The following is an 18,452-nucleotide window of genomic DNA, read 5'->3' as shown; positions in this document are numbered from 1 at the left end:
AGCCGGTCACATGTTCGGATAGTTCGGACCGCCGCCGCCTTCCGGCACCACCCAGTTGATATTCTGGGTCGGATCCTTGATATCGCAGGTCTTGCAGTGCACGCAGTTCTGCGCGTTGATCTGCAGTCTCGGGTTCGAGCCGTCGTCGTCCCGCATGATCTCGTACACGCCTGCCGGGCAATAGCGCTGCTCCGGAGCGTCGTAGAGCGCGAGGTTGTACTCGACCGGGACGCTCGGGTCTTTCAGGGTGAGGTGCGCCGGCTGGTTTTCCTCATGGTTCGTGTTCGATAGGAACACGGAGGAGAGTCGGTCGAAACTCACCTTTCCGTCAGGCTTCGGATAGGCGATCTTCTCGCACTGCGCCGCCGGACGCAGGCTTTCATGGTCATGGTGATGGTGCAGGGTCCAGGGGCTCTTGCCCTTGAACAGGGTCTCGACCCCGGCATTTGCCATGCCCATCAGGAAGCCGGCCTTGAAGCCCGGGCGGATATTACGCACCGCCTTCAGCTCGTCCCAGACCCAGCTTGATTCCATCCGGGTGCGGTAATCGGAGATTTCCAAACCGGCTCCGGCACCGTCCTTCATGGTGTCGAACAGGGCTTCGGCCGCCGTCATGCCGGACTTCATCGCCGTGTGCGAGCCCTTGATCTTCGGCACGTTCAGGAAACCTGCCGAGCAGCCAAGGATGGCGCCGCCCGGGAAAGTGATCTTCGGGATCGATTGGAAGCCGCCTTCGTTGATGGCGCGCGCACCGTAGGATATCCGCCGGGCACCCTCGAAGAAGGGGCGGATCTTCGGATGCGTCTTGTAGCGCTGGAATTCCTCGAACGGGCTCAGATGCGGGTTCTCGTAATCGAGACCGATCACATAGCCGACCGCCACCTGGTTATTTTCCAGATGATAGAGGAAGGAGCCGCCATAGGTCTTGCCGTCCACTGGCCAGCCGACGGTATGCACCACCAGACCCTGCTGGTGCACGGCAGGATCGACCTCCCAGAGCTCCTTGATGCCAAGTCCATAAGTCTGTGGGTCGACGCCCTCACGCAAATCGAAGCGCTCGAATAGTGTCTTGGTCAGCGATCCGCGCACGCCTTCGGCGAACAGCGTCTGCTTGGCATGCAGCTCAATGCCCTGGGTGTAGTTCGCGGTTTGCTCGCCATCCTTGCCGATGCCCATGTCGCCGGTGGCGACACCGCGCACGGCGCCATTCTCGTCATAGAGCACTTCGGCGGCGGCAAAGCCCGGATAGATCTCGACGCCCAGCGCCTCGGCCTGCTCGGCCAGCCAGCGGCAGACATTCCCGAGGCTGACGATGTAATTGCCGTGATTGTTCATCTGCGGCGGGCAGGGCATCTGGATGCCGGAGTTGCGGGTGAGGAACATGAACCGGTCCTGGGTCACCGGCGTGTTCAAGGGCGCGCCGCGCTCCTGCCAGTCCGGGAACAGCTCTGCCATCGCCCGCGGCTCCATGACGGCGCCGGACAGAATGTGGGCGCCGACCTCCGAGCCTTTTTCCAGCACACAGACGCTCAGGTCCTGACCATGCTCCGCACTGAGCTGGCGCAGCCGAATGGCGGCCGACAGGCCGGAGGGGCCGGCTCCGACGATCACGACGTCGTATTCCATCGACTCGCGTTCCATGAACCTCTCCAAATCGTTTCTTACACAGGTTACTGTCTTACTTGGCACAGCTGTTTTGTCGCGACAAGCGACGCGAGAGGCTGTGCGGCAAGATTGAAGGAACGGATCACGTGGGCTTATCGCCGGAACAGAACGTAATGCCGCATGAGGCGCTGCTCGAATGGTATGTCGAGATGGGCGCTGACGAGGCGATCAGCGCTGCCGAAACCAACTGGTTCGCGGCGTCCGAGGCGGCAGCTCCAGCTCCTGTGTCCCGGGCCGAAAGCGCCCCGGTGTCGGCCCCGCCTGCAGCGCACGCCCGGGCGCAGGTGTCAGGCGCCCCGGCACAGGCCGGGCCACGGGCGCAGACGTCAGGCGCCGAGCCGGCGACAGATAAAGCAGCCAGCGCGCTTGCCGCTGCCGCCCAGTCCCTCGACGAATTGCGGGCGGCACTGGAAAGCCTTGAGGGGTTCCCGCTCAAGGTAACAGCCACCAACCTTGTGTTCGGCGAAGGTGTCGAGACGCCCGATGTCATGTTCATCGGCGAGGCACCCGGCGCTGACGAAGACCGGCAGGGCCGCCCCTTTGTCGGCGCCAGTGGCCGCTTGCTTGACCGGATGATGGCGTCGATCGGTCTGGATAGGGCTGAAAACGCCTATATCACCAATATTCTGCCCTGGCGCCCGCCGGGGAACCGGGAGCCGACCGCCGCCGAAATCGCGATCTGCCTGCCTTTCATCCGGCGGCATATAGCGCTTGTCCGCCCCCGTATTATCGTTCCAGTCGGAGGGACAGCGGCGAAAACCCTGCTGGACCAGCGTCAGGGCATCATGCGTCTGCGTGGCCGGCGTTTCGAATTCTCGGATCCGGGTCTCGAACAACCGTTACCGGCGGTGCCGCTGTTTCACCCTGCCTTCCTGCTCCGGTCGGCCGGTCAGAAGGCGCTGGCATGGCGTGATTTATTGACAATAAGGCAAATTATTCAATAAATTAGAGTGATTAATTTAAACAATTTGATGAGAAAGTCTTGCCTGCTCTATTAATATTATATTTACCTTGTAAATTATTGATATCATTTAAGGTATTACCGTGTATTCACTCTTTACATCAAAGTTGATATTTAAGTAGTTGTGGTAATTGACACGCATGCGTTCAGCGAAATCGCTGCTTGAGATTGGTGCCCGCATGGCCTACTTAGCGTGGTCATGAGCGAAGTTGTGAAACCGAATACTCGCCTGTTCAAGTGGTTTTCAATGTCGTTGATCGCGGGTGCGATCCTTGGCATTGCCGCGGCGATTTCGATACATACCGGACCTGTTGCTGCTGCGGCTCGCGATGACGCAATGCCGTCGCGCGCCTCCGCGCTTGGTGTTCTTGAAACGGACCCTGTGGTACCGCGCGTCCGCTACGATATTGTCAGCGCGCTGGATGCCGAGCGGTATCAGGCCATCTTCACTCTTCAGGAAGCCGGAAACTGGAGTGCTGCCGACAAGCTGATCGCGGCGCTTGAGAGCCGCGTCCTGATGGGGCACGTGCTCTATCAGCGTTACATGCACCCGACGGCCTATCGCTCCACCTACAAGGAGCTGAAAAACTGGATGGCGCATTACGCGGACCATCCGGGAGCCCGCAAGATCTATCGGCTGGCCCTGCGCCGGAAGCCGAAAAACTGGAAAGCGCCTGCTCGCCCGCAGAAGGGCTATCTGAACGGCAGTGGGGCATCGCAGGTGAATGGCGCGGTCGAGCCGCAGCAGCATCTGTCCCGCCACGGCCCCAAGGTGTCCCGTCAAGGACGCCGGGTCATCAGGGAAATCCGGCGCTTCGTTCGCAATGGATACCCAACGGGTGGGGTAAAATATCTTAATTCCAAGGCCGGGCGCTCCCTTCGCGGCACGGACCGCGCTCACGCGCTGGCAGAGATCGCGCATGGCTATTTCGTCTTCAATGTCGACGATAAAGCCATTCGTTACGCTGTCGAAAGCATTGAGGTTTCTGAAGGCCTGATCCCGACTGCGCACTGGACAGCGGGTCTCGCGCTCTGGCGTGAAGGCCGGCACGACGAGGCGTCCCAACATTTCGAATCCCTTGCCCGCGCACCTGACGTGTCGCGCTGGGTGAAGGCCGCTGGTGCCTATTGGGCATCGCGCGCGCATCTTGCCGAACGGCGCCCAAGGCAGGCGACGCTCTGGCTGGCCCAGGCCGCAACCCATTCGGCAACCTTCTACGGTCTGCTGGCGCGACGGGCGCTCGGTATCGACATGCCGCTCGACTGGACCCTGCCGGAGCTGGACGAGGACACTCAGGACGCGTTGCTGAATTCCCGGGGCGGCCAGCGCACCTTTGCCCTTCTGCAGGTCGGCCGCACCGACCTTGCGGAAAAGGAGCTGCGGCGCCTCTACCCAGTTCTCCCGGACTTCATGCATGGCGCGATCATGACGATTGCGGCCGGCAATGGCATGCCGGGTCTTGCCATGCGAATCGCCGGTATCCTTAAGGCGCGGGGCGACCGGCCCTACTATGCAGCCTTCTATCCTCTGCCCGACTGGCAGCTCGATTCCATCGCCGGTATCGACAAGGCGCTGATTTATGCCATCGCCCGTCAGGAATCGAAGTTCAGCGCGACGGCGCGCAGCGGGCGCGGGGCGATCGGCGTCATGCAGATCATGCCGCGTACGGCAGCCTTCGTTGCCAATGATCGCAGTTTCCGCAGCCGGGATGGCCGCAAGGCATTGATGGATCCGTCCCTCAACCTGAAGCTCGGACAGGAATATGTCGGCCACCTTTTAAAGCAGGACAGCGTCAATGAAGGCCTGTTCCAGCTTCTGGCGGCCTACAATGCGGGCCCCGGCACGCTCCGGAAATGGACGCGGAAGATCGATTTCAAGGAAGATCCGCTGCTGTTCATCGAATCTATCCCGCGGCATGAGACGCGCGAATTCATCGAGCGGGTTCTGACCAATCTGTGGATGTACCGGCTGCGTCTCGGCCAGCCGGCGCCGTCGCTGGATCACATTGCCGCCGGATCCTGGCCGCGTTATGAGTCGATAGACATTTCGCAGCAGCCTGGCGGTCCGAAACATGCCCGGAATTGACGAGTCCCGTCCGTTCGTTCCCGTTCACATCGCGGTCCTGACGGTTTCAGACACAAGAAATCTCGAAAACGACCGGTCCGGCGATACGCTGGTCAAGCGTCTGACCGATGCAGGCCACATCCTTGCGGACCGGAAGATCGTGACGGATGACGTTCCGGCAATTTCCGGCCAGCTGACCTCCTGGATCGAGGATGACGGCATCGACGTGGTGATCTCGACCGGCGGCACAGGGTTGACCGGCCGTGACGTGACGCCGGAAGCCTTCCGCTCTGTCTTCGAGAAGGAAATCGAAGGCTTCGGGGAGCTGTTCCGCTGGCTCAGCTTCCAGAAGATCGGCACCTCGACCATCCAGTCACGGGCCATCGCAGGTGTTACCCGGGGTACCTATCTCTTTGCCCTGCCGGGTTCTACCGGTGCCTGCAAGGATGCCTGGGACGATATCCTGGCCAATCAGCTGGATATCCGGTTCCGGCCCTGCAATTTCGTCGAGATCATGCCGCGCCTGCGTGAGCATGAGCTGTTCGGGCGCTCGGCCTGACGCCGCTCTAGGCTGCCGGAAGGTCCGACGCCTCGTCCACATCCCGCATTTCCGCAGCGAAGCCGATCATGGTCCCGGGCCGGAACCCGGCCAGCGTATCCTCAAGCGCCCATTCGGTTGACCATCGGACATCCGTGAACGGGTTACCGCGATAGAGTGGCGAGAAGCCGACCAGCCAGTAGCCGCCATCGGCGGAAGGCCCGAACACCGCATCGTTCCGCTCAAGCGCGCTGAAGGCCGCTGCGATGTGCTGCGGCTCGATCCCCGGTATATCGCTGCCAATTAGTACTGTCGGGCCCTTGGTCGCGCTGCGGAGCGCCTTGAGCATCCTCTGGCCGAGATCGCCGCGGGCCTGGTGGCTGAACCGCCAGGGCTTCGGCCAGGGCCAGGCGGCGGCGTGGTGCGGGGCCGCGATGATGCGGCACTCCCAGCGTTTAGTGAGGCCGAGCCGCCGCAGGGTTGCGGCAAGGTTCTGCCGGTACCACCGGGTTGCGGCACCGGCGCCGATGTCTCGGGCCAGACGGCTTTTCACCAGCCCCTGGCGCGGCGTTTTCGCGAAGATGATGAGGGTCCTGTGCGCCATCGGTCAGCCGTAGATCCGGGCGATCAGTCGGGGCGGTACCCGGAGGAAAAAGAGCGTCAGGCAGAACAGGTTGCGCAATGCACGCCGGATGTAACCGCCGCGCACATAGCGTTCCGCCGAGGTGATGGCCCGGATATCGAACAGGGCGAGGCGGCTCATGCCGATGCGGCGGATGAATTCCACATCTTCCATCAGCGGGATTTCCTTGTAGCCGCCGAGCCGGCGATAGAAACGCCGGTGGATCAGCAATCCCTGATCGCCATAGGGCAGGCCGAGCCAGCGGTTGCGCCAGCGCACCATACCTTCCAGCCGTCGGGCCGCAGGGCTGTCGTCGTCCAGCGCGAAGGTGAAAACAGCCCCGCGCTCACGGTTCCGGTCATTGCTGGTGAACACCATGACGCTCGATGCCCAGCCCCGCTCCAGTGCGGTGTCAGCATGCAGGAAGAGGAGCCAGTCTCCTTTCGCCGCCCTGGCGCCGGCCGCGAGCTGGATGCCGCGGCCGGGCGCGCAGTCAATCACCCTGGCGCCGGCCGCCTCGGCTATGTCCCGCGTCGCGTCGGTGGAGCCGCCATCGGCGATGATGATTTCCGGGGTGAATCCCGAGCGCTCGGCGCTTGCCAGGGCGTCGAGGGTGCGCTTAAGGCCCTTCGCTGCGTTGAGGCAGGGGATGATGACACTGATTGACAGATCTGGTGCCGGCGCCCCGATGCGGCGGCCATGCGCGTCCAGTGGCCCGAGTGCGCCCGGCAGCGGCACCCGCCACAGATCTTCATTCTTCGATGTGTCCGATGATCCCAAGGCCGGTCCTTATTTTTCCGCAGCGCTGCCTGGTGTGTTAACAGAGGTGCAACCGACCCTGCCAGTGCGGCAGGGTATCCCGATTAGAGCATTTCAGAGCATTCGCGGCCATGACGACCGACCTCGACCTGCGCAATCTCCACGCTGAGCTGATGAAGCTCAAGACCTTCCCCACGCTTGCTCTCGAAGATCTGATCAGGCTGCCGGCGCGGGGGCTGGCCCATGATCACGTTCTGCTCGGTGAGAGGCCATGGAAAGGCAAGCGTCTGCTGGCCCGTGTCCCGCGTCTGGTCCGGCGCGATGTGACTCCGGAGGACGCACTGTCACTGCAGGCGGAATGCTTCCGGCGTGCCGGACCGAGCCGCCACACGCCGGTTCTTCATGGCTATCTCGATCCGAGTCCGCGGCTGCCGAACGGCGCGCTGATCGTCGATGCGGTCGAGGGCAGGGCGGTGGATCTTTCAAAGGACCTGCTGCAGCTTGCCGAGACTCTGGCCAGCGTGCACCGTTTGCCGACACCGGACGATCCGGCCCCGCTCGCCTGGACAGCACGTCCGGTGGAAGCGCTCGTCGGTCTGATAGAGGATCAGGCGGAATTTATTCCCGCTCTGGTGCAGGACAGGCAGGCCCGCGCCATTCTCGACGAAGAGCGTAAATGGGCCCGTGATTTCGCTGCCGAGCATGGCAGGGCGCCTTTGCCACCGGCGCTTGTCCTGACCGACACGCATCCTGGCAATTATGTCGTGCAGAAGGATGGCCGGGCGATCTTCGTCGATATGGAGAAGACCCAGTACGGATCGCCCGCAATCGACCTTGCGCACGCCAGCCTCTACACCTCCGTTACCTGGGATCCGGACGTGAGTGGCGAGCTCAGCAATGAGGATGTCGCGGATTTCTACGATACCTACCGGACGGCGGTGCCGCCGTCGCTGGCCCGTGTACAGGAGCCCTGGTTCCTGCCGTTCCGCCGCCTGACCTGGCTGCGCACAACGACCTGGGGCTGCCGCTGGTACGCGGAGAATGAAGGCCAGGTGGCGCGCAGCGGCGATCAGAGTCAGCGGGACCGGATGCTGTCAGGTGTTCTTGACCGCTTGCGCCGGATGGCCCGGCCGGAGACGATGGAGCGCGTGCGCCGGGAATGGCTGGGGCCGGACAAGCTGGTGCTGGACTAGGCCGCCGCAGGGTGCGCGGTAAGGAGGGCCGAATGAGTGGCAAGATCGTCAATCTGCGGCAGGCTCGCAAGCGGAAGACCCGTCAGGCCGCCGAAGAGAAAGCCGCCGACAACAGACTTAAATTCGGCCGTACAAAAGAACAGCAAGCCGGGGACGAGGCAGCTTCAGCACGCCGCGATCAGGCATCCGAACGGCTTGAGCGGCATCGCATGGAGCCTGACGAGCCGCCCTCTGAAACCTAATTGTTCTTGTTTTGTTCTGTTGCCGGATTTATCATCCGGCCATGGTCGATCCTGATTTTCAGCCACCGGATGCACCGGACCCGGACATTATTCAGCGTTCTCCGCACAAGGGGCGCGGGGCGATCACCAATGTCAGCGGCCGGTTCGAACAGGAGCAGCGCCAGCGGGTCATTGGCGGCTGGCCCGGCGATAATCCTTTCCAGGGCGCTTCTACCGAGTTCCCGGATCTGGACGCCAGACCCAGAACCGAGGTGGGGATTGATGCCTCCCGCACGATCATCGCCCGGAACAAATCCCCCGATATCCCGTTCGACCGCTCGATCAATCCCTATCGTGGCTGCGAGCATGGCTGCATCTACTGCTTTGCCCGGCCAACCCATGCCTATCTCGGCTATTCGCCGGGGCTCGACTTCGAGACCAGACTGCTGGCGAAACCGGATGCCGCGGCCCTGCTCGACGATGCGCTGAGAAAGCCCGGCTACAAACCGGATGTGATGGCGCTCGGGACAAATACAGACCCCTATCAGCCGATCGAGAAGGAGCACGGGATTACCCGGCAGGTGCTCCAGGTCCTGTCCGATTTCGGCCATCCGCTCTCGATTGTCACCAAGTCGGCGCTGGTCACCCGCGATATCGACATTCTGGCGCCGATGGCGGCGCGCGGGCTCGTATCTGTGGCGATGAGTATCACCACTCTGGACCGGCATCTTGCCCGCATCATGGAGCCGCGAGCGGCGACCCCCGGACGGCGGCTGGACGCGGTGCATGCGCTCAAATCGGAAGGCATTCCCGTGCACGTTCTGGCAGCGCCGATCATTCCGGCAATCAACGACGGTGAAATCGAGGCGCTGGTGGAGGCATCGGCGGAAGCCGGCGCGCGCGGCGTCGGCCATATCCTTCTGAGGCTGCCGCACGAGATCAAGGATCTGTTCCGGGAATGGCTGGAGCAGCACTTTCCGGACCGTGCGGATCGGGTCTATTCGCTGATCCGCCAGACCAGGGGCGGTGAATTATACCGTGCGGAATGGGGAGAGCGCATGCGGGGCAGCGGCCCCTATGCGGCCCTGATTCACCGCCGCTTCGAGATTGCGAAGAAGCGGGTGGGCCTCACAGGGTCGTTCCCGAAACTGCGCTGTGACCGGTTCGTCGTTCCGCCGCGCGCCGGGGACCAGCTCAGCCTGCTGTAAGTCAGGCCAGGAACAGGGACGACAGCAGCAGCAGGGCAAGCAGGATATTCGCGATCCTGAGCCGGATGCCGTCCTGCAGCCAGCGCGAAAGTCCCGCCCCGATCCCGGCCCAGGTGAAGCCGGAGAGGATTACGACGGCGAAGAACAGCGCACACATGACCGGCAGCCGGGACGAAATCTCCGCCGAGCCATCGGCCGCCACGCCGCTGAAGGTTGTCATGGCGCTTGCCGAGATCAGCCAGGCTTTGGGGTTCACCCACTGGAAGGCGGCGGCCTCGTAGAACCGCATCGGGCGCTCCGGCCGGCCGATCTTGCCGGCTGAACCGCCGGCGATCTTCCAGGCGAGGTAGATGAGGATGGCGATGGAAACGTAGCGCAAGGCTTCCAGCAGTCCCGGAACGGCATTCAGCAGCGACCAGAGGCCGAGGGCCACCGCAGCAAGCATGGCGGGGAAACCAAAGGCCACGCCGAGGATGTGCGGGACGGTTTGTGCGATCCCGAAATTCACTCCGGACGTCGTGAAGAGCGTGTTGTTCGGCCCCGGTGTCAGGCTGAGGGTGAGGGCAAAAATGATAAACCCGGCGATCCATTCGTCGAACATCGGAGTAACCTTGCAGCAGCGCCCGTCTACGGGCTTTCGACTGAATAGGTCGCTATCTGGCCATGACACCGCAAGCAGAACCATGTCATGGATACAATATTTCGTGGTTTCCTTCGTGGCAGTATCTAGGTGTAGCGCCAGGGAGGACTATTTCGTAGGGCCCGGTGCGAAAATGCGGCAGACCCGGTGCTTCCATATCCGGAATGACCGCGTAGCGACTTGGTATCAAACGGATTTTCAGGTAGGGTCCTATCCCGATTTTGTACCTCAGGAATGAGTTTTTTGTCTGATTTCAGTCTGGAAATCGAAGCCGGCGCCGAACAGGGTGCCGTGATTGTCGGCATTGACGAGGTCGGGCGCGGGCCGCTTGCGGGGCCGGTTATGGCGGCGGCGGTGCACATTCCGTTTGCCCTGCATACCGACCCGCTTCTGAGGGACGTTACGGACTCCAAAAAGCTGAACGCGGCCAAACGGGAGCTCATCGCCGGGGCGCTCGTCGGTCTGGTTCCCTATGGCATCGGGGTTGCGGAGGTCGAAGAGATCGATCGCATCAACATACTGCAGGCAACCTACGTCGCGATGGGACGGGCTGCTGCTGCTCTGTCCCAACGTCTCGATAAAACTCCGGATCTATACCTGATCGACGGTAACCGCTTGCCGCCCAATCCCGTTCCCGCGCGTGCAGTGGTGAAAGGCGATCTGAAATCGCTCAGCATCGCCGCCGCCTCGATCATCGCCAAGGTGCACCGGGACAATGCAATGCGCGTTCTGGCGGCGGCTCATCCGGGATACGGCTGGGAGCGTAATGCCGGTTACGGCACAGCCGAGCATCTGGCCGGTATTGCCGCGCACGGGGTCACGGATCATCACCGGCGGTCCTTCCGGCCGGTCCGCGAGGCACTTCTCGCCGATGGCGTCACACTCTGACCAGAAGACGATACCGTTCTTCACACAATATCTTGTGTTCGTTCTGTAAGTATTTGACTCTATTTAGTAAAAAGAAATCGACGCCTTGACGTGATTCGCCGGATACCGGAGACTCCAGCCATCTTTCCTGGCACGGACGGACGATATGACGGCGCAAGACACGCTGCCGCTGGACCAGATTCTGGTCGGCGACTGCATTGAATTGATCAATAAACTGCCGGAGAAATCGGTGGATCTGGTGTTTGCCGATCCACCCTACAATCTCCAGCTTCAGGGTGAGCTTCTCAGGCCCAACAACTCGATTGTCGACGCGGTCGACAACGATTGGGACAAGTTCGACACCTTCCAGACATACGACCGGTTCTCCCGCGACTGGCTCGCGGCGGTGCGTCGCGTCCTGAAGGACGATGGCGGGCTCTGGGTCATCGGCAGCTACCACAATATCTATCGGGTCGGCTCGGTCCTGCAGGATCTCGGCTTCTGGATCCTGAACGACGTGATCTGGCGCAAGACCAACCCGATGCCGAACTTTCGCGGCCGCCGCTTCACCAACGCGCACGAGACCCTGCTCTGGTGTTCCAAGAGCGAGGACAGCAAGCGGTATACGTTCAACTACGACGCCATGAAGGCGTTCAACGAAGACCAGCAAATGCGCAGTGACTGGCACCTGCCGCTCTGCACCGGGTCCGAGCGCATCAAGGTGGACGGCCGCAAGGCGCACCCGACGCAGAAGCCGGAAAGCTTGCTGTCGCGCGTGTTGCTGTCGACCTCGAAGCCGGGTGACGTGGTGCTCGATCCTTTCTTTGGCTCAGGCACCACCGGCGCGGTCGCGAAGAAGCTCGGCCGCCGCTTCATCGGTGTCGAGCGTGAGCAGACCTACGCCGAGATCGCCATGGACCGGATTGCTGCGGTCAAGCGGATCGAGGATGACAGTCTTCTGGCTGTAGAGACCAAGCGTACGGAACCGCGTGTGCCGTTCGGCAATATCGTCGAGCGCGGCATGCTCAATCCGGGCGAAGTGCTGTTCGATCAGCGCCGCCGCTGGTTTGCCAAGGTGCGCCCGGACGGCTCACTGGTTTCCGATAGCGCCAAGGGCTCGATCCATTCCGTCGGCGCGGCGGTCCAGGGAGCACCGGCCTGCAACGGCTGGACCTTCTGGCATGTCGAGCGCGGCGGCAATCCCGTGTCGATCGACGTCTTCAGGCAGCAGGTGCGCGCGGAGATGCGGGCCTGACCAACGCGAGCAGGGCAAGGCCGACGATCCAGAAGCCGAGGATCGTCGCCATGCCCGCGCGCTGACTGTCGAAGGTGAGCGTGGCCCAGCCGAGCAGGGCGGGCCCGAGGAAACTTGTAGCCTTGCCCGACAGGGCATAAAGGCCGAACAGTTGGGTTCGTTTCTCGGCCGGGGCCATACGTGTCAGCAGGGTCCGGCTTGCCGACTGGGACGGGCCGACGAAGATGCCGAGGGCCAGGGCGAATATCCAGAACCAGGCGACGTCCTCGACCAGCAACACGGCAAACCCGAAAATGATCAGGCCGACAAGTGAGATCGCAATGGTCGGTTTGGCGCCGATCCGGTCATCGATCCAGGCAAAGCCGAAGGCGCCGATACCCGCTGTCACGTTGAGCGCGATGCCGAACTGGATGATTTCAGCAAAGCTCATCCCGAAGGTGCCGGCGGCGTAGAGCCCGCCGAACTGGAACAGGGTGGCGAGCCCGTCGGCATAGAGCATGCGGGCAATCAGGAAGACCCAGATATCCCGATAGTCCCGGAGCGACCGCAAGGTTTGCCACAGGCTCTTGAGCCCCGCACGAGCCGCGACGGGAACCGAGACGGCCTGCCGGGCATCGTCCGGCACGTATTTCAGCAGCGGAATGGAAAAGATCACGAACCAGGCGGCGGCCAGCAGGGCGGTTGCCCGGACATGCTCCGCCTCTGCCTTGTCCAGCCCGAACGGCGGCGTCTCGGCCTGAACGAAGACCAGAAGGGCGATCAGCAGGCAGATAATGGCGCCGAGATAACCGAGCGCCCAGCCCCAGCCGCCGATGCGGCCGAGCCGCTCGGGCGATGCGACACGGGCGAGCATGGCGTTATAGAAAATATTGGCGAACTCGGTGCCGATCAGCACCAGTCCGACGGCGATCAGGGCGAGGAGTGTGTCCGACGGATCGGGATGCACGTACCAGAGCGCCCCGGCCGCCAGAACGCCGATTGCCGAAAAGCCCGCCAGCCACGGCTTTTTCGGCCCGGTTTGATCCGCAATGGCGCCCAGTATCGGTGCCAGAACGGCGACCGCGAGCCCTGCGATAGTCAGGGCGTGGCTCCAGAGCACGGTGCCCTCGACTTCGTTTCCAACCACGCCGCGCGCAAAATAGGCTGAAAAGACGAAGGTGATGATCACCGTCGGCAATGGAGAATTCGCCCAATCGAACAGGCACCATGAGAGTGCCGCGCGCCGCCCCGGATATCGGGAGGCGACGGATTGACCGGAGTCCACGGAGACAGGCCCGCCGGTTTAGTGGGCGAGCAGCGAACGGAACTGGCCGTTCGCCACAGCCAGCATGGAAAGATCGACGCCGTCGGCGGCCCTCAGATCGGCAAGGAGTCTGCTCATCCGTGCCGCCGGGTCACTCCGGGATTTCTCCCATTTCTCGATCAGTGCGCCTGCTGGTGCTTTCTTGCTCTTTCCGTTGCCGCGTTCGGCCAGGACATTCTGGGCCAGCTGGAACTGATGGCTGTAGAAATCGTCGACGATGGCGGCGACGGCCATCTTCTGCCAGTGGGACTCCGCAACCACGTGATCGGCGCGCTCTCGCAGCCAGTCGAGCGAGAACTGTTGCCCGACAGCGAAGTAGACTTCCGCCACGCGGAGGACACTTTCTTCGATCTGGCCGGACAGCCGGACGATATCGCAGCCTGAAATCAGAATGTCGGCACTGGCGACACCGCGGGCCAGTTCCTTCGGTACACCTGCGGCTTCATGCTTTGCTGCTTTCTTCTGCACGGCGTCCCGGTGGGAGTCGGTCAGCACCGTGTCGAGCTCGGACGTCAGCTCGGTCACACCGTCGAGATAGGTGCTGGTCAGGGCCTGCAGATCGAGCGGCCTGTGCTCGTTCCGCAGGAACCAGACCGCGGCCCGCTCCACCAGATTCTTGATGTCCTGCAGCATCTCGGTCTGCACCACGGCGGGAACCTTGTTGTCCAGATCTTCCACTGCCGACCAGAGGTTACGGATGCCGAATACATCGCGGGCGACGGTATAGGCACGGGCAATATCCGGCGATCCATCGCCGGTCTGCTCCCGCACCGCGTTCACGAAAGTGGCGCCGACCCGGTTGATCATGCTGTTGGCGACATAGGTTGCGATGATCTCGCGCTTCAGCCGGTGGCTGCGAATGGCGTCGTTCATTTTGCCGTGCAGGCGGGCCGGGAAATACCGGATCAGGTCTTCCGCCAGCATTGGATCGTCAGGCAGATCGGACGGAAGGATTTCGTCATAGAGTTCCATCTTCGCGTAGGCGAGCAGCACGGCCAGTTCCGGACGGGTCAGGCCCTGTCCGTCCGCCAGGCGTTCGGCAAGCGTCTCGTCGTCAGGCAGGAATTCGACTTCCCGGTTCAGCTTCAGATGGCTGCGCTCCAGTTCCCGGATCAGCCGGGTTTCTGCGTCGAGCAGGGCGGTACCTTCGGTCAGCGCCATGGTCAGAGCCTGACTCTGGTCGTAATTGTCTTTCAGGACCAGGGTCGCGACCTCGTCAGTCATTTCCTCAAGCAACTTGTCCCGCTGCTTGCGGGTCATGTCGCCATCTGTGACGACCCCGCCGAGCAGGATCTTGATATTCACCTCGTGATCGGAGCAGTCGACGCCGGCTGAATTGTCGATGGCGTCGGTATTGATACGGCCGCCACCCAGTGCATATTCAATGCGGGCGCGCTGGGTCACGCCGAGATTGGCGCCTTCGCCGACGACTTTCGCGCCGATCTGCTTGGCGTCGATCCGGAGTGCGTCGTTTGCCCGATCACCCGCGTCTGCGCTGCTTTCACCGCTTTCCTTGATATAGGTGCCAATCCCGCCAAACCAGAGCAGGTCGACCTGGGCCATCAGCATCGCCCGGATCAGGTCGTTCGGTGTTACCTTGTCAGCCCTGATACCCAGCACGGATTTCATCTCCGGCGTGGTGTCGATCGACTTCAGGGACCGTGGATAGATTCCGCCTCCCTTGGAGATCAGCTTGGTGTCGTAATCCGTCCAGCTGCTGCGCGGCATATCGAATAGTCGTTGGCGCTCGGCCCAGGTCTTCGATGCATCCGGGTTGGGATCGAAGAAGATGTGCATGTGGTTGAAGGCACCGATCAGCTTGATGTGCTTCGACAGCAGCATACCGTTGCCGAAGACGTCACCGCTCATATCGCCGACCCCGACCACGGAAAAGTCCGTGGTCTGAATATCAATGCCAATTTCCCGGAAATGGCGCTTCACGGATTCCCACGCGCCGCGCGCCGTGATGGCCATTTTCTTGTGATCGTAGCCGGCGGAACCGCCCGATGCGAAGGCGTCGTCGAGCCAGAAGCCGTATTCCTGGGAAACCCCGTTGGCAATGTCGGAGAAGGTGGCCGTGCCCTTGTCGGCCGCGACCACCAGATAGGGGTCGTTCTCGTCATGCCGGACGACCTGCTCCGGAGGCACGATATCGGTACCGGAGATATTGTCGGTGATATCCAGCATGCCGCGCATCATCGTCTTGTAGCATTCGATGGCTTCGGCCTGCATGGCCTCGCGGGTGCCGTCCGCCGGTGGCCGCTTGACCACGAACCCGCCCTTTGAGCCAACGGGAACGATGACGGCATTCTTCACCTGCTGTGCCTTCATCAGGCCGAGAATCTCGGTACGGAAATCCTCCCGGCGATCCGACCAGCGAATACCGCCGCGGGCCACACGGCCGCCGCGCAGGTGCACGGCCTCGGTGCGTGGCGAAAAGACCCAGATTTCGACCAGGGGACGCGGAAGCGGCAGGTCCTCGACGGACTGGCTGTCCAGCTTGAACGAAATGTAGGTTTTCGGGTTACCTTCGGCGTCTGGTTGATAATAGTTGGTCCGCATTGTCGACTGGATCAGGTTGAGATAGCGCTGGATAATCCGGTCCTGATCGAGGTTGGCGACATTATCGAGCGCAGCCTCGATCTCGGCCACGATCTCTTTCGCTGTCGTGGCACGCTTGGCCTCATCCACCTCCGGATTGAACCGTGCCTCGAAGAGGCGGGCCAGCAGCTTCGCGATCGATGCGTTCTCCGCCAGGGTCTCTTCCATATAGGCCTGGGAGAAGGTGAAAGCTGCCTGACGCAGATATTTCGCATAAGCCCGCAACATGGCGACCTCGCGCCATGTCAGACCGGCCTGCAGGATGAGGATGTTGAACCCGTCATTCTCCATCTTGCCGGTCCACACTGCCTCGAAGGCGTCGTGGAACGGTTGGCGCATGGATTCGATATCGACGCTTTGTCCGTTGCGGAGCTGCATCTCGAAATCGTGGATCCAGACTGTGTTGGAGAGATCCTTGGAGACCACTTCATAGGGCCGCTCACTGAGGACCCGCACACCCATGTTCTCGATCATCGGCATGACGTCGGAGAGCGGCACCGGCGTGTCGGTATGGAAAAACTTGAGATAGAGCTGAGTCTCTTCCGATCCGATGGGGCGGAACAGGTTCATGGCGAGACTGCCGCCCGCAATGGTTTCCTCGATCCGCTCAATGTCGAAGATCGCGCCCTGCGCGGAATACGCTTCCCGGTAAGAAGAGGGAAAGGCATTCCGGTAGCGACGGTGCAGCGCGTTGCCCCGCTCCTCGCCCTTGGCTTCGACCAGGGCCTGATGAAGCTTGTCGGACCAGGACCGGGCCGCATCTGCCAGACGATGCTCAAGTTCCTCGACGTCGACATCGGGGACTGCCCCCCGTTCCGTTGCGACAATGAAATGAAGGCGCGCGAGGACGGATTCTGACATCTGTGTGTAGAAGGCTGCAACGTGGCCCTTGAAGGCGTGCGCTAGGATGTCGGCAAACCGCTCCCTGATCTGGGTTGTGTAGTGATCGCGTGGGACAAATATTATTACGGAAACAAATCGTTCGAACGGGTCAGAACGCACGAACAGCGCGGTTTTCTGCCGTTCCTGCAAGTGCAGAACGCCGATTGACGTGGCGAGCAGGGCATCCTCGCTGGCCTGAAACAGCTCATCGCGCGGATAGGTCTCAAGGATGTTGATCAGAGCCTTGCCGTCATGACTCTCCTGCGCGAAGCCGCCGCGGGAGACAATCCGCTGCACCTTTTGCCGTAGCATCGGGATTTCGCCGGGGCTCTGATTGTAGGCGACCGACGTGAAGAGGCCGATGAACCGATGTTCGCCAGTGACTTTGCCCGTCTTGTCGATCTTCTTGACGATGATCGTGTCCATATAGACAGGACGATGGACCCGGGCCTTGCGGTTCGCCTTCATGATCAGCAGCAGGTCGGGACTGGTCAGAAAACTTCTTACATCTGCGGGAAGTTTGCCCAGTTCCCGTAATCCGCCGAATACGCTGGTCTCCGGCTTTCGCAGGATGCCGAGGCCGGAGCCGTCGACAACCTCCATGTGCGCGTTCTTTCCACTGTCGACATAGTCCAGCTCACGATAGCCGAGGAAGGTGAAGTGGTTATCCTCGATCCAGCGCAGGAAATCGATGACCTCGCTGACTTCCTCCCGGTTGTGCGGGGTCTCGCGCACACCGATCTCGGTGACGACGTCGAGTACCTTCTCCCGCATTGTCCGCCAGTCCTCGACGGAAGCCCTCACATCTTCGAGCACTGAGTGTAACTCAGCCTCGATGCTGGACAGGACCTCTGCAGAGCTCTGCTCGGAGATGCGTAGCTGCATGAAGGATTCGCGGATCATGCCGTCGCAGGGCTCTTCCTGATCCAGTAGTGCCTGGGCCTTGCCGCTCGATGATCGGTCGATCTTCAGGATCGGGTGGATGACGAGGTGGACTGTCAAGTCCAGTGTTGTCAGCGCCGTGGTGACTGAGTCCACCAGAAACGGCATGTCGTCATTGACGATCTCGATGACAGTGTGGGGCGACTGCCAGCCGGCGGCTTCAAAGCGGGGATTGTAGGCCCGGATCTTGGCAGTGCCCGGCGCCCGGGTCTTGCCGAAGGTCCAGATCGACAATGCGCTGCCGAACAGGTCTTCCACCTCCTCGGACAAAATATCCTGAGGCGCGACATTTGCGTAGAACTGCCTGATGAAGCTTTTGGCTTCCGCCTGCTTGTCCTTGGCGATCCGCTCTTCTGCGAGTGCGATAACGCCGTCGACGAGTTCTTGCTTCAAGGTGTGCAACTTATCGCGCATGCGATTTCCTCCCGCCACCGAACGCTTGAGCCAGCCCATAAACAGGCTAACCCAATTGAATCGGGCGCTGAAGCGTCAAATTATTGAAATTCCGGCAAATAACGGAGTTCGGCACCCAAAGAAGCCCGGCCGAACGAAGAAGGCCGTTTGATTGTCACCAGGCCGGGTGCAGCGCGGCAGAGTTGTAGCCTGAATAAACGGCCTCTTAAGAGAATCGTAACGGCCATCGGCCATCTTTCAAAGGAGACAATACCGGGTATAGGGGCCTTTGGAGGCCTTGGGTCAGGAAGAGTGTATGCGAGGTCGATTTATTTCA

14 protein-coding genes are annotated in these 18,452 nt (G+C 61.6%); 8 read left to right on the top strand and 6 right to left on the bottom strand.

Going from position 1 to position 18,452, the window contains the following annotated elements; genetic code table 11:
• Positions 1 to 6 precede the first annotated feature (6 nt).
• Positions 7 to 1,641, bottom strand: coding sequence for an electron transfer flavoprotein-ubiquinone oxidoreductase (locus IG629_RS12775; RefSeq protein WP_193172323.1), 1,635 nt, complete (start codon positions 1,639 to 1,641; stop codon positions 7 to 9).
• A gap of 110 nt (positions 1,642 to 1,751) precedes the next feature.
• Between IG629_RS12775 and IG629_RS12770 the strand changes: the two genes are divergently transcribed.
• The 3 genes from IG629_RS12770 (at position 1,752) to moaB (ending at position 5,250) form a co-directional block, all read left to right on the top strand.
• Positions 1,752 to 2,609 carry a uracil-DNA glycosylase gene (locus IG629_RS12770; protein ID WP_319025074.1) on the top strand — a complete coding sequence of 286 codons (858 nt, stop codon included), beginning with the start codon at positions 1,752 to 1,754 and terminating at the stop codon, positions 2,607 to 2,609.
• Between the two features lie 264 nt (positions 2,610 to 2,873).
• Positions 2,874 to 4,712: a lytic transglycosylase domain-containing protein gene (locus tag IG629_RS12765; protein WP_193172322.1), complete on the top strand. Its 1,839-nt coding sequence runs from the start codon at positions 2,874 to 2,876 to the stop codon at positions 4,710 to 4,712.
• A complete protein-coding gene (moaB, locus tag IG629_RS12760; protein WP_193172321.1) occupies positions 4,699 to 5,250 on the top strand; it encodes a molybdenum cofactor biosynthesis protein B in 552 nt (183 codons plus the stop codon). The genes IG629_RS12765 and moaB overlap by 14 nt, the downstream gene beginning before the upstream one ends.
• Before the next feature lie 7 nt (positions 5,251 to 5,257).
• Here moaB and IG629_RS12755 read toward each other — a convergent pair whose 3' ends face one another.
• Positions 5,258 to 5,833, bottom strand: a complete 576-nt coding sequence (locus IG629_RS12755) for a TIGR04282 family arsenosugar biosynthesis glycosyltransferase (protein ID WP_193172320.1) — start codon at positions 5,831 to 5,833, stop codon at positions 5,258 to 5,260.
• A gap of 3 nt (positions 5,834 to 5,836) precedes the next feature.
• Positions 5,837 to 6,631 carry a TIGR04283 family arsenosugar biosynthesis glycosyltransferase gene (locus IG629_RS12750; protein WP_226886661.1) on the bottom strand — a complete coding sequence of 265 codons (795 nt, stop codon included), beginning with the start codon at positions 6,629 to 6,631 and terminating at the stop codon, positions 5,837 to 5,839.
• Positions 6,632 to 6,741: 110 nt separating this feature from the next.
• Here IG629_RS12750 and IG629_RS12745 point away from each other — a divergent pair, with 110 nt between their 5' ends.
• Genes IG629_RS12745 through IG629_RS12735 form a run of 3 tightly spaced genes read left to right on the top strand, consistent with a single transcriptional unit; the run spans position 6,742 to position 9,232 of the window.
• Positions 6,742 to 7,803 carry an aminoglycoside phosphotransferase family protein gene (locus IG629_RS12745; protein WP_193172319.1) on the top strand — a complete coding sequence of 354 codons (1,062 nt, stop codon included), beginning with the start codon at positions 6,742 to 6,744 and terminating at the stop codon, positions 7,801 to 7,803.
• Positions 7,804 to 7,835: 32 nt separating this feature from the next.
• Positions 7,836 to 8,045, top strand: coding sequence for a DUF4169 family protein (locus IG629_RS12740; RefSeq protein ID WP_193172318.1), 210 nt, complete (start codon positions 7,836 to 7,838; stop codon positions 8,043 to 8,045).
• Positions 8,046 to 8,086: 41 nt separating this feature from the next.
• A complete protein-coding gene (locus IG629_RS12735) occupies positions 8,087 to 9,232 on the top strand; it encodes a PA0069 family radical SAM protein (protein WP_193172317.1) in 1,146 nt (381 codons plus the stop codon).
• Position 9,233: 1 nt separating this feature from the next.
• Here IG629_RS12735 and IG629_RS12730 read toward each other — a convergent pair whose 3' ends face one another.
• Positions 9,234 to 9,833, bottom strand: a complete 600-nt coding sequence (locus tag IG629_RS12730) for a LysE family translocator (RefSeq protein ID WP_028466180.1) — start codon at positions 9,831 to 9,833, stop codon at positions 9,234 to 9,236.
• A 282-nt stretch (positions 9,834 to 10,115) separates the two neighbouring features.
• Here IG629_RS12730 and IG629_RS12725 point away from each other — a divergent pair, with 282 nt between their 5' ends.
• The gene (locus IG629_RS12725) at positions 10,116 to 10,760 is read left to right on the top strand and encodes a ribonuclease HII (RefSeq protein ID WP_028466179.1); all 645 of its coding nucleotides are present in this window, start codon (positions 10,116 to 10,118) and stop codon (positions 10,758 to 10,760) included.
• 145 nt (positions 10,761 to 10,905) lie between these two features.
• Positions 10,906 to 11,994 carry a site-specific DNA-methyltransferase gene (locus IG629_RS12720; RefSeq protein ID WP_193172316.1) on the top strand — a complete coding sequence of 363 codons (1,089 nt, stop codon included), beginning with the start codon at positions 10,906 to 10,908 and terminating at the stop codon, positions 11,992 to 11,994.
• On the opposite strand, the gene IG629_RS12715 is transcribed toward IG629_RS12720, so the two are convergent.
• Together IG629_RS12715 and IG629_RS12710 are read right to left on the bottom strand one after the other, a co-directional pair.
• Entirely contained in the window at positions 11,960 to 13,258 is a 1,299-nt protein-coding gene (locus tag IG629_RS12715; protein ID WP_193172315.1) for an MFS transporter, read from the bottom strand. The two genes, IG629_RS12720 and IG629_RS12715, sit on opposite strands and share 35 nt — an antisense overlap.
• A gap of 18 nt (positions 13,259 to 13,276) precedes the next feature.
• Positions 13,277 to 18,136, bottom strand: a complete 4,860-nt coding sequence (locus tag IG629_RS12710; protein ID WP_193172314.1) for an NAD-glutamate dehydrogenase — start codon at positions 18,134 to 18,136, stop codon at positions 13,277 to 13,279.
• Between the last annotated feature and the right edge of the window lie 316 nt (positions 18,137 to 18,452).

It is taken from the genome of Nisaea nitritireducens (assembly GCF_014904795.1).
GTDB classification, from domain to species: Bacteria; Pseudomonadota; Alphaproteobacteria; order Thalassobaculales; family Thalassobaculaceae; genus Nisaea; species Nisaea nitritireducens.
The sequence above is the reverse complement of the archived record's forward strand: the minus strand, read 5'-3'. Positions and strand labels throughout refer to the sequence as shown.